The 12,342-nt window shown below is 43.5% G+C and carries 10 protein-coding genes; 8 read left to right on the forward strand and 2 right to left on the reverse strand.

The window, feature by feature from the left end; genetic code table 11:
- Positions 1-46: 46 nt before the first annotated feature.
- The gene (locus ACYQ0Y_RS01310) at positions 47-385 is read right to left on the reverse strand and encodes a hypothetical protein (RefSeq protein WP_407882230.1); all 339 of its coding nucleotides are present in this window, start codon (positions 383-385) and stop codon (positions 47-49) included.
- Positions 386-565: 180 nt separating this feature from the next.
- On the opposite strand from ACYQ0Y_RS01310, the gene ytpR reads away from it, so the two are divergent.
- From ytpR to murC, 3 genes are all read left to right on the forward strand, one after another.
- On the forward strand, positions 566-1,204 hold the full coding sequence (gene ytpR, locus ACYQ0Y_RS01315; protein WP_407882231.1) for a YtpR family tRNA-binding protein: 639 nt from the start codon (positions 566-568) through the stop codon (positions 1,202-1,204).
- 134 nt (positions 1,205-1,338) lie between these two features.
- Positions 1,339-3,549 (forward strand): DNA translocase FtsK, encoded by a 2,211-nt coding sequence (locus ACYQ0Y_RS01320; protein ID WP_407882232.1) that lies wholly within the window; start codon positions 1,339-1,341, stop codon positions 3,547-3,549.
- Positions 3,550-3,645: 96 nt separating this feature from the next.
- Positions 3,646-4,980 carry a UDP-N-acetylmuramate--L-alanine ligase gene (gene murC / locus ACYQ0Y_RS01325; RefSeq protein WP_407882569.1) on the forward strand — a complete coding sequence of 445 codons (1,335 nt, stop codon included), beginning with the start codon at positions 3,646-3,648 and terminating at the stop codon, positions 4,978-4,980.
- Between the two features lie 95 nt (positions 4,981-5,075).
- Here murC and ACYQ0Y_RS01330 read toward each other — a convergent pair whose 3' ends face one another.
- Positions 5,076-6,272: a multidrug effflux MFS transporter gene (locus ACYQ0Y_RS01330; protein ID WP_407882233.1), complete on the reverse strand. Its 1,197-nt coding sequence runs from the start codon at positions 6,270-6,272 to the stop codon at positions 5,076-5,078.
- Between the two features lie 236 nt (positions 6,273-6,508).
- Between ACYQ0Y_RS01330 and ACYQ0Y_RS01335 the strand changes: the two genes are divergently transcribed.
- The 5 genes from ACYQ0Y_RS01335 to nrdR all read left to right on the forward strand — a co-directional run bounded on the left by ACYQ0Y_RS01335 (position 6,509) and on the right by nrdR (position 12,327).
- On the forward strand, positions 6,509-7,231 hold the full coding sequence (locus ACYQ0Y_RS01335) for a Bax inhibitor-1/YccA family protein (RefSeq protein WP_407882234.1): 723 nt from the start codon (positions 6,509-6,511) through the stop codon (positions 7,229-7,231).
- A 346-nt stretch (positions 7,232-7,577) separates the two neighbouring features.
- Complete coding sequence (polA, locus tag ACYQ0Y_RS01340) at positions 7,578-10,283, forward strand: DNA polymerase I (RefSeq protein ID WP_407882235.1); 2,706 nt, start codon at positions 7,578-7,580, stop codon at positions 10,281-10,283.
- A gap of 34 nt (positions 10,284-10,317) precedes the next feature.
- Complete coding sequence (gene mutM, locus ACYQ0Y_RS01345; RefSeq protein WP_407882236.1) at positions 10,318-11,187, forward strand: DNA-formamidopyrimidine glycosylase; 870 nt, start codon at positions 10,318-10,320, stop codon at positions 11,185-11,187.
- Positions 11,188-11,793 carry a dephospho-CoA kinase gene (gene coaE / locus ACYQ0Y_RS01350; RefSeq protein ID WP_407882237.1) on the forward strand — a complete coding sequence of 202 codons (606 nt, stop codon included), beginning with the start codon at positions 11,188-11,190 and terminating at the stop codon, positions 11,791-11,793. It begins immediately after the preceding gene.
- 57 nt (positions 11,794-11,850) lie between these two features.
- Positions 11,851-12,327: a transcriptional regulator NrdR gene (gene nrdR, locus ACYQ0Y_RS01355; protein ID WP_407882238.1), complete on the forward strand. Its 477-nt coding sequence runs from the start codon at positions 11,851-11,853 to the stop codon at positions 12,325-12,327.
- Positions 12,328-12,342: the final 15 nt, after the last annotated feature.

Here is a 12,342-nt window from a genome sequence, read left to right on the forward strand (position 1 = left end):
CAACGATTATCATTGATTCACGGCGGGTTTGACGATATTGGTTCAATTAATTGATCGCGGGCGCAATTTTCCAAACATCAACGACTTTACCAGTCTGGCTGTCTGCTAAAAAAGCATAAACAACTGTTGACTTGGCAGCTTGTTGAATAATACCGCCACTGTATACTTCAACTGGGCTGGTATCGATTTTACGAATAACCGGGTGATGCTCAATCCATGCGCCGCTCAAAGCACCTGATTTTCGAAAGGATGTCTTAACGTCCGCTAAAATTCGTTCAGGTCGCTTAGAATGAGCTTTCTGAATGGCAGCGCCAATTGAGACGCCGGTAGCGACGCCTAAACCGGCAAAAAATAGAATTTTTTCGATGGGCTGATAGGTACTCAAAATAGGCCTCCTCAAAACTTTTATCCACTAAATTGAATCTAGTGTACACTTTTTAGATAAAGATTAAAATTCATCATGGAGCGAAAGCGTTTATGCGATTGTGAAAGCCTTTCTAACGACAGTTGACCCGTTAAGTCGCAGGCGATACACTTAAACAATGACAATTACAGGAGGTACAACATGTTAATCACTAGCATGAATCAGACGTCGATGCCAGGCGTGCTGGTGGCGATTTTAGCGCCTGATCATGAACAACAAACTGTCGATGTAGCTAATCAGATTGCCCGTGTTTACGATCCCTTAACCGATCAGACCCTCGGCTACAATTTTCTGCAGGTTCAAAAAATTGATCCTGAAATTAGTGGCAACGGCGCGCTTGAATTGAGTCAAACGCAAGTCACGCATTTAAATGCCGCACTGAGTCAGGCTGGATTTAAGCCAGAACTGGTCTTAGATACGAAGCCAAAGTTTGTTGTCGGTTATGTTGAAAAGGCCGAACCGCATCCGGACTCAGATCATTTACTGGTGACGCAAACGCGTGTCGACCATGACCAGATTTTACAAATTGTCAGTGGTTCACCGAATATGCGCGAACATATTTTTGTTGTGGTAGCTAAAGTCGGTGCATTGATGCCGAGTGGTCAAATTATTTGGCCAGGTGAATTGCGAGGGGTTCCTTCCGATGGTATGATTACCAGTGGTCGGGAGCTTCACTTGATCAATGCGCCACAAAAAAAAGGGGCATTGATTTTATCGCCAGATTTTGCTCCCGTTGGTACGCCGTTTTCGTTTGAACAAGGTAACAAGCTTTTCGTTTAAACGGGTTCGCAATTGAGAGTAGACAGGTTAAGCTATTGAAGCTTAACCTGTGAGGAGGCGCAGGCCTCCTTTTTTCGTGAAGCAAGTTTTAATTAACTACTAATGAATTGAAATATTTGATTTAGGTGACGTGAATGAGACATTACGATGGGCCTACCTTTTTCCGGCAACATCCAGAAGAATTAGAGCGGCGGCGACAACAGCGTACAAATCGCTTAATTGGGCCGCCAACTGAACAATCTGAACCGTCAACAAGTAGCCAAGCGGTGCGATATGGCAGTGCAGAAATTGAAATTGATCGATCAACCGCTAGTCTTTACGCAGCACAGCAAGCGCGCGCGATTGCGCAGACAATTAATCCACATCGAAAATGGCATACACCGGCTAGTGCCGCAGCTAGCACGGTAACCGATGAATCTGGTTACGTTTCGGCGACTCCTAAGGTATTTAATCAAACTTCGGTGGCCTTTTCTGCCAACAATAAGCCAGTTGCCAGTGTCTGGGGTGATGATGATTGGTCTCATTCTGAATCAGTTGCACCTGCAACTGATTCTTCACAATTGTCAACGCAGCAGGTAGAGAGTCAAAGTCAGGAAACCACCAAACTGACAAATAACGAAGTCACAGTCAAGCCACATAAAGATCAGCTACATCAAATAGCTGACGGGAGTGACACAGCGGCGACAAGTAGCAGAGCGACGCTTGCCGATCATAGTCAAGGTGTTTTAGGTCATGGATTAGCAGCTATTTTTGATGAGGAACAAAATGGACAAAAGGCACTAGCACTATTTAATCATGATCGGGCTGATGATGATTTACCAAATGAAGTTAACTCTGAAGTTATCTCCACCCCTGACCCGGCCGAAACGATACAACAAACCGGGCGTAGTTATGCAACGGATGACGATCGAGAATTATTGACTTATCATTTTCCAAGCCTAGCTTTGTTAAAGCCGCCCGTTCAACGAGATGAGGCCAAGTTAGATGCGTGGTTAGATCATCAAATTGATGTCTTAAATCAAACGTTATCTGCCTTTAACATCGATGGGGAAGTGGTCGATTTCACGGTTGGTCCAACCGTGACTCAGTTTCAAGTGAGCTTAGGACCTGGTGTACGTGTTAATAAAATTACTAATCTGCAAGATGATTTAAAATTGGCGTTGGCCGCTAAAGACATTCGGATTGAAGCACCAATTCCTGGGCAAAGTACAGTCGGAATTGAAATTCCGGATCTAAAATCGCGACCAGTGATGCTTTCCGAAGTGTTGCGTTCAGAGGCGTTCCAAAAGAGCACTTCTCCGTTGACTGTCGCTTTAGGAGTTGATTTATTCGGCCAACCACAAGTAACGGATCTGCGCAAAATGCCTCACGGATTAATCGCTGGGGCGACTGGTTCAGGAAAGTCAGTGTTCATTAACAGCCTATTGATGTCGATTTTGTATAAGGCGACACCGCAAGAAGTTAAGCTGATTTTGATTGATCCAAAAGCGGTTGAAATGGCGCCATATAATGGCATTCCACACTTATTGGCCCCCGTCGTTTCAGAACCACAAGCTGCCGCAGCGGCACTAAAGTGGACCGTCAATGAAATGGATGAACGGTACCAGCGGCTAGCTGCCGCGGGCGCTCGCAATATTGAACAGTACAATGATAAGGCCAAACAAGCTGGTGACGAGGCAGCACAAATGCCCTATATTTTGGTGATCATTGATGAATTGGCAGACCTGATGATGGTTGCTGCCTCTGAAGTCCAGGACTATATTGCTAGAATTACTCAAAAGGCGCGAGCGGCGGGAATTCATCTGCTGGTAGCCACGCAACGACCGTCAGTCGACGTCGTAACCGGAACGATCAAGAATAATATTCCGACCCGTTTAGCATTCATGGTTGCTAGTCAAATTGATTCACGGACTATTTTAGACACGGCCGGTGCTGAGCGTTTATTAGGGCGTGGTGACATGCTCTACTTAGGAAACGGCAAGAGCCAGCCGATTCGGTTACAAGGCACGTTCGTTGATGCTGAAATCGATCCAGTTACAGATTTTGTCCGGGAGCAAATGGCCCCACATTATGCGTTTGAACCTAAACAACTATTAGCAACTGAAATCGCGGCAGAAGATCAAGATGAATTATGGCCACAGGTGTTGGCCTATATCGCTGAAGAAAAAAATGTGTCAACGTCGAAATTGCAGCGCGTCTTTTCAATCGGCTACAACCGAGCCGCTAACCTAGTGGATCAATTAGAAAGTCGTGGTTATGTCTCGGCCCAGCAGGGATCTAAACCACGGGAGGTCTTTTTCACAGCTGAGCAATTGGCTGAAACAAGGAATCGTGAAGAATCTTAAAAAACAACCGCAGTAACTGGCTGTTTAATTGAAATATTGATACATTGTAATTAACCATTTTGGTGATACGCGTTTTAACGAAGGAGTCCATTTATGATGGAGAACACTGATACAACTTACTATTTTGTTGGGATTAAGGGGTCGGGAATGGCCTCCTTAGCCCTAATTCTGCATGATCGTGGTGATCGTGTCGAAGGGTCTGATATTGACCAGTACACATTCACACAGCGACCATTGGAACAAGCTGGCATAAAAATTTACGCGTTTGATCCGGCAAACTTACATGAAGGGCTGACAGTGATCGCTGGAAATGCCTTTCCGGATACTCATCCAGAAATACTTCAGGCTAAAAAATTAGGGTTACCAGTTATTCGTTACCATGAGTTTCTGGGTCAACTGATGCGGGGGTATACGAGCATTGGTGTGGCCGGTGCTCATGGTAAGACCAGTACAACCGGGTTACTCGCTCACGTATTAAGCGGTATTGCACCAACGAGTTATTTAATTGGGGATGGCACTGGTAAAGGCACGCCAAATTCCCGCTTCTTTGTGTTTGAAGCTGACGAATATCGGCGTCACTTTTTAGCGTATCATCCAGATTATGCCATTATGACAAATATTGATTTCGATCATCCAGATTATTATACCGGGATTGATGATGTCGCAGATGCCTTCCAGACGTTTGCTAGTCAAGTAGGTAAAGCAATTTTTGCCTGGGGTGATGATGAACATTTACGACAGTTGAAGGCCAATGTGCCAATCTACTATTATGGCACGAAGGATCGAGACGATATTCAAGCGCGTAATGTCAAACGGACTACAAAAGGGTCTAATTTTGATGTCTACTTACATGATGAGTTGATTGGTAACTTTGAAATTCCATTGTATGGCGAACACAATGTGCTTAATAGCCTAGCTGTCATTGCAGTGGCACATTTTGAAAAAGTTGATATGACTGATTTGCGTAAAGAACTGCTTTCATTTAAAGGAGTTAAACGGCGGTTTGCGGAACGGTCAGTGGCAGATATGACCATCATTGATGACTATGCTCATCATCCATCTGAAATTAAAGCGACGATTGATGCTGCTCGTCAAAAATATCCAGATAAGCAATTAATTGCGGTATTCCAGCCGCACACATTTACGCGAACAATTGCGTTGATGGATGATTTTGCTAAAAGTTTGAATTTGGCCGACAAAGTCTACTTGACGAATATCTTTGGTTCAGCTCGTGAAAAGACAGGAACTGTTTCTAGTGCTGATTTAGGTGCGAAGATTGTCAAAGGCGGCGATGTGTTAACTTTGGAAAATCTATCGCCTCTATTAGATTATCATGACGCTGTCGTCATCTTTATGGGTGCCGGCGATGTTCAAAAATACGAACGCGAATATGAAACACTGTTAAGTAATTCCAGTTTAACGAACGGTTAAGCGCAAACATGAACAATTGCGGATGATTCACTTGATGAGACAAAAATGGCGAGCTAACTCAATTTGAGTTAGCTCGCCATTTTTGCGACTGGAATTTAATTAGTGGTGGTCACAGAGGTGAGACCAAGTAAAATTAACCCGATGATCTCAAAAATGATAATTAAACTGATCATCGGAATTGAACTTGTCGAACCGAATAACCCGACGACGGGAGAAGCTAGACCGCCGACTAATTCCGAAAAGGTGCCCAAGACCGCCGATGCTGTCCCAATATTAGTGGAGGTACTAGCCATAGCAATCGCAGTCGTTATGCCGTTATTGAAACCGATGGAGACAACCACGATCCAAAGCGCAGTCGTAAAGAGCCAGAAGTTATTGACCGTTAGCGCGTTTAACAACATCAAGCCACTGCTGGCGATCGGAATCAGAAATCCCCAGCGCGTTAAATTTCGATCAGATGTTTTACCTGTCAGCCGACCCATGAGCTGAGCACCTAAGGCGATACCCAGTCCATTAAAAGCGTAAATGAGACTGAATGAAGTTGTACTTAAGTGAAAATCTTTTTGAAAAATGAAGGAAGAAGCGGCAATATAAGTGAATAATGCCCCGTTAACCAAGGCCAGGAGGCTTGCATTCAACATGAAAAGACGGTTTTTAAACACTGCTTTAAAGTTCAATGGTTCAAGCTGGTTATGCGTAACTTGGCTAGTCTCTGGTAAGCCAAACAGACTCGTTACCACCAGAATGACACCAATGATGGTTAATGTAACGAACACTGATTGCCACGGGAACAAACTGACAAGGGCAGCACCTAGGATTGGTGCAATGACGGGAAACACGCCATTAATTGTCATTAACGTTGCGTAAAAGCGAGTTAGTTTGACACCATCAAATAAATCACGGGCAATGGCACGAGATAAGACTTGACCGGCTGAACCGGCAAGCCCTTGAACAATTCGCACAATTAGAAATAACCCAATATTGTGAATGAAAATTAGTGCGAATGAGGATAATGTGAAAACGGCTAGTCCGACCATCAAGGGTTGACGTCGGCCAACGCGATCGCTCCATGGACCAATAAAAAGCTGTCCAATTGCCATCCCAATCAGGCAGGCACTGATACTGGCTTGAACGGCCGTGGCCGAAGTATGTAAGCTCAACTGGATATCCGGCAAAGCGGGTAGATACATATCTAATGATAAAGGCCCAAAAGCTGATAGTGTCCCTAGTAAGATGGTCAAAAAAAGGCTAGGGCGCGAATTCACTTTTTGTGGACTGTCAGATTGAATCATAATTACCTCGCAATCTTGAATTTGATTTATCGATATCTGGCTCATTTTAGTCGAGTTTTCGAAAAAAAACTAGACCGCTTCATTTGATAAGCTAATGTTGTAGCTTATCTAAAGAATTTTTTTCTAATAGCAAAAGACTTGCTTGTTAACTTAATTCTGTTAAAATACTTTGTAAATAAGGTTAGTCAACATTTGTCAGACTAACGGAATGCTTTGAGAGAAATGAGGGATCAGTTGTGAACAATAATGAATATCAACAACCTCGTCGTGAGGTGAATGTCCAAGCTTCTGGTTTAAGCGCTTTTATGAGCCGTGTCTTTGGCTACATGGGCTTGGCAGTCTTAATTTCCGCCGTTGTTGCAATTCTTGCAGGGGTGGTTTACCAGAAACAATATTTTGGCTTTCTAGCTGCTAATTCTTGGTTTATGTGGGTTCTAATTATCGCTGAATTTGGATTAGTCATAGGTGGCTCATTTCAAGCCAAACGGAGTGCCAGTGCTGGATTAACGATGCTACTTGGTTTTGCAGCGATTAATGGCCTGATGCTATCCACGATTTTCTTGGCTTACACGAGCGCCACAATTTTTTCCGCCTTCTTTGCTTCCGCAGCAATTTTCGGTGGCATGGCAGTTTATGGAATGACGACGCATCGTGACCTGAGTCGAATTGGCACGCAGATGATCTTTGCGCTGTTCGGCGTTATCGTGGTCAGCTTGATCAATATGTTCCTTCATTCATCAGTGATTAGCTACGTCTTTAGCTTTGTGATTGTTGGGATCTTTGTCGTTTTGACGGCCTGGGATACACAACGTATGCGGCGAATTTATGAACAATATGGTAACCAGGTGGCGCTAGGGGGCTTGGCAATTCAAGGTGCCTTCCAGTTATATCTAGACTTTATTAATATTTTCATTTATGTACTTCAGATCTTTGGTTTTAGTGGCGGTAATCGAAACTAGCTCATCTGTTGCATCTTGATGTTTTAGCGAGGATCAATTGATCCTCGCTTTTTTGTCGAATGCTGCCGGTGGGCAAAGGTCTTGGTCAAGCAGCTGGCTTTGTTCAGATTTTTGTCATGCATCGACAACTTGGGGTTTAATTCAACGTCAGTAATACGCCAAGAACACGATATGACCCATTTAAGCCACATTAGATTAATCATTGAAAACATTTCTCACTAATTCGGTTAAGCTGATCTAAAATTTGGCGGAAAATGTGCCAATGGAAAGCAAAGCCAAAATTTGGTAAACTACTGATAATACAAGCATTTAACGATGTTGATCTTGGAAAAGAAAGAGACGGCCAATGAGTGAACAAATTGAATTATCAAAACAGCCGCGTTTATTATTAATTGATGGCAATAGCGTCGCGTTTCGCGCTTTTTTTGCGCTCCATCAACAGCTAGATCGCTTTACGAATCACGATGGCTTACATACCAACGCAATCTATGCATTCAAAACGATGCTAGATGTTGTTATCAAGGCCGTTCATCCGGATAAGGCCTTGGTTGCTTTTGATGCTGGCAAAACGACTTTTCGTACGGAAAAATTTGGTGACTACAAAGGGGGACGCTCCAAAACACCACCGGAATTATCTGAACAAATGCCATATTTGCGAGATTTACTGTCCGCCTATGGAATTAAAAGTTACGAGTTAAGTAATTGGGAGGCGGATGACATTATTGGCACCTTAGCTCATGAAGGGGAAGAGGCGGGCTATCAAGTCATTATTGTGACCGGAGACCGCGACCTGACGCAGCTGGCAACCGATCAGACCACCGTTGCAATCACTCAAAAAGGGGTCAGCGAGATTGAATATTATACGCCGGCGCACGTTCAGGAAAAGTATGGTCTATCGCCGGAACAGATTATTGATATGAAAGGTTTGACCGGCGATACTTCCGACAATTATCCAGGCGTGACAAAAGTTGGTGAAAAAACGGCCATCAAATTATTAACGCAATTTGACAGTGTCGAAGGGGTTTATGACCATTTAGATGAGTTAAAACCAAGTAAAATGAAAGATCATCTCATCGAAGACCATCAACAAGCTGTCCTCAGTAAGGATTTGGCGACAATTCGAACGGACGCACCGCTGGCAGTGCATTTGGCTGACTTAGATTATCGCGGCCCCGATTTAGATAAGTTAGTCCCATTCTATCAGTCGATGGATTTTAATAACTTTCTCAAACAATTGCGTAATACCAGTCTAGAATTGGATTTTGATCAAGCTGGTATGAATCAAAATCAACTAGTGCCGGTTAAATGGACGGTACTAACGGCGCAAAATGTCGATTTGGTAACTCAATTCACAAAGGAAATCAGTTTCATTCTGGAAATGCCGGATGAAAACTATCACCTTAGTGCCTTTTCTGGGTTTGTCATGACCGACGGACAGCAAACACTGGTCAGTCGAGAAGTCGATTTATTGCAAACAAAACCGGTTAAACAATTATTGGCCAGTGATCAGGTGAAAAAGAATGTCTTCAACGCTAAAGCGCAATATGTTGGTTTGCACCGCTTAGGTACACCTTTAGACGGGGTCGATTTTGATTTATTACTGGTTTCTTATTTGTTGGATACAAATGACAATTCAAACGATTTAGGGAGTTTGGCTCAACAGCATGGATACGATGCTGTTGAATCAGATGAAGTGGTGTACGGCAAAGGAGCAAAGCGAAGCATTCCCGATGATGATCAACTCTTTTTTGATCATTTAGCTCGTAAAGCTCTGGCAATACAGGAACTTCATGACCGGCTCTTTACTCAGTTAGATGAACATGAACAAGCCGATTTATACCGTGACATTGAATTGCCGCTGACCTTTGTCTTAGCTCGGATGGAACTGGCTGGCATTACGGTTGATACAACGCAATTGACTGACATGCGCGAGAAGTTTAAGGAACAATTGGGAACGCTTGAACAAACAATCTATAACGAAGCCGGTGAGACGTTTAACATTAATTCCACAAAACAACTAGGAACAATTTTATTTGAAAAAATGAAATTACCTGTTATTAAGAAAACGAAAACGGGATATTCAACCTCTGTGGATGTGTTAGAGCAACTTGCTAGTCAGGCACCAATTGTCGAGAATATTTTGAGTTATCGTGGTCTGGCTAAGTTGCAGTCAACATACATTGAAGGGTTGTTAAAGGTTGTTCACAGCCGTGATCACAAAATCCACACGCGCTACCTGCAAACATTAACTCAGACTGGGCGACTATCATCTGTTGATCCTAATTTACAAAATATTCCCATTCAGACCCAACAAGGTCGCGAAATTCGTAAGGCCTTTGTTCCTAGCCATCCAGATTGGGAAATCTTTTCATCAGACTATTCTCAAGTAGAGCTTCGAGTCTTGGCACATATTACTGGCGACCATAATTTGCAGGAAGCATTCGTTGAAGATGAGGACATTCATGCGGCCACGGCTCGACGAATTTTTGGGCTTAGTGCTGAGGACGAGGTGACGCCACTGATGCGGCGTCAAGCGAAAGCAACAAATTTTGGGATTGTCTATGGTATCAGTGATTATGGGCTCTCACAAAATTTAGGTATTTCTCGCCCTCAAGCCAAACAGTTCATTGACACGTATTTTAGAGAATATCCAGGCGTTAAAAATTATACAGAAGAAATTGTCGCTAAAGCGAAGACTGATGGTTACGTAGAAACTATTACGCACCGACGTCGGTATTTACCAGATATTAATTCGAAAAACTTCAATCGACGTTCGTTTGCGGCGCGAACGGCAATGAACACTCCAATCCAAGGTTCAGCTGCTGACATTATCAAAATTGCAATGATCAAGATGGAGGCGGCCCTAGAACAGGCTGGCTTAAAAGCAACGATGTTGTTACAGATTCACGATGAACTCGTGTTCGAAGCACCTAAATCAGAAATTGAAACATTAACGCAATTGGTACCAAAAGTGATGGATTCGGCGGTGAAATTGGACATTCCATTAAAGGTTGAAAGTGCTCATGGCGCCTCATGGTACGAAGCAAAGTGATCTTGGCAATTGTTGTTAATTAAGGAGGGTTGAGATGCCTGAATTACCAGAAGTTGAAACGATTCGTCGAGGCCTAACTAACATGGTCGTTGGACAAATCGTCACTGGCATTGATGTGTTTTATCCAAAAATGATTTTAAACGGTGAAATAGCCTTCAAAAAATTGTTGATCGGTCGTAAAATTACGGCGATTGATCGACGAGGAAAGTATCTACTATTTCGATTCTCGGGTGGGCTAACGATGGTTTCTCATTTGCGGATGGAAGGTAAGTTCTTCGGTGCACCGGCAAATACACCGGTGGATAAGCACACCCACGTTATCTTTCACTTTGATCATGGCAATGAGCTATGGTACAACGATACGCGAAAGTTTGGTCGAATGGTCGTAGTGGATACGGGTCAAGAGAACCAAGTTGGCGGTTTAAAATCGTTGGGTCCGGAACCGACAGCGGACACCTTAACGGTAGCTTACTTAGTTGATAGAATGGCCAAGAGTCGTAAGGCAATTAAGACATGGCTATTAGATCAAAATAACGTGGCGGGTCTTGGAAATATCTATTGTGATGAAGTTCTTTGGTTAACAAAAATTCATCCCGAGCAACCTGCTAATACGTTGAGTAAAGAGCAAATTGCTGCGCTTCGTGAGAACATTTTTTTGGAGTTGGATCGAGCGATCAAAGCTCATGGCACAACGGTCTTTACGTATAGTGCTCTGGGTCACGCTGGCGAATTTCAGAATCAATTACACGCCTATGGTCACGTAGGACAACCGTGTGAACGGTGTGGCGCGACAATGGTTAAAATCAAAGTTGCTGAACGGGGTACCACCTTTTGTCCACAAGAACAAAAGTTATGCTTGCCTGATCAACAGGCGGCGGGCAGGCTGAAACGAGGCACTAAATAAATGACCGCAATTATTGGACTAACTGGTGGGATTGCGACAGGGAAGTCAACCGTGGCTCGTTTGTTTGCAGAAGCCGGCTGTTATGTCATTGATGCCGATCAGATTGCCCGACAAGCCGTACGGCCCAAAAGTTCGGGTTTACGGCAAATCGTCAACGAATTTGGTCTCAAGATACTCACGAACACCGGTGAATTGGATCGTAGTAAGCTTGGCAATCTGGTCTTCAATGATTCAAACCAAATGACGAAATTAAATGCCATTGTTCAACCGATTATTCGAGATCTAATCAAGCAAGCTGTGGCAAAAGCAAAGCTAGTTCAGCCACGGGCAATTATCCTAGATGCGCCGTTATTGTTGGAACAACATTACGAATCGATGGTTGATGTGATTGTAGTCGTTACCGTGCCTGAAAATGTACAAAGAGATCGGTTAATGGTGCGTAATCATTTAAATGGCGCACAAGCACGCGCTAGGATCGCGAGCCAAATGCCTTTGGCTGACAAGGAGAAACTGGCCGATTTCGTTATTTCCAATACTGGCACCATTGAAGCGACAAAACAGCACGTGATAGAATTACTTGATCATTTAAGTGATTTTTCACGTTAACTTGGTCGACTTATCACAATCAGGAAGTGGCAATGAAATAAAGGAGTTTTATAAATTATGCAGTGTCCACGCTGTCATCATCAGGAAACACGCGTTGTCGATAGTCGACCGACCGCTGAAGGTCAGGCGATTCGGCGACGGCGAGAATGTGAAAAGTGCGGTTTTCGCTTTACAACATTTGAACGCACTGAAGTTGCACCTTTACTTGTGATTAAAAAGGATGGGACGCGCGAAGAGTTTAATCGAGATAAGATCCTTCGCGGGATTATTCGCTCAGCAGAAAAACGTCCAGTTACCATGGAACAGATGAATCGGGTCGTGGAGAATGTGGACGCGCAAGTTCGGTCATTAGGAGAAAATGAAATTTCAAGTCAATTGATTGGCGAATATGTCATGAATGATCTGGCAGATGTGGACGAAATTGCCTACATCCGATTTGCTAGTGTCTATCGCCAGTTTAAAGACATGGGTGTCTTTTTGGATGAATTAAAAGAAATGGTTGACCGGGATAAAAAAAGAGACGCCAATCATTAATTAGGTGATGGAAAG

Source organism: Furfurilactobacillus curtus, assembly GCF_054657915.1.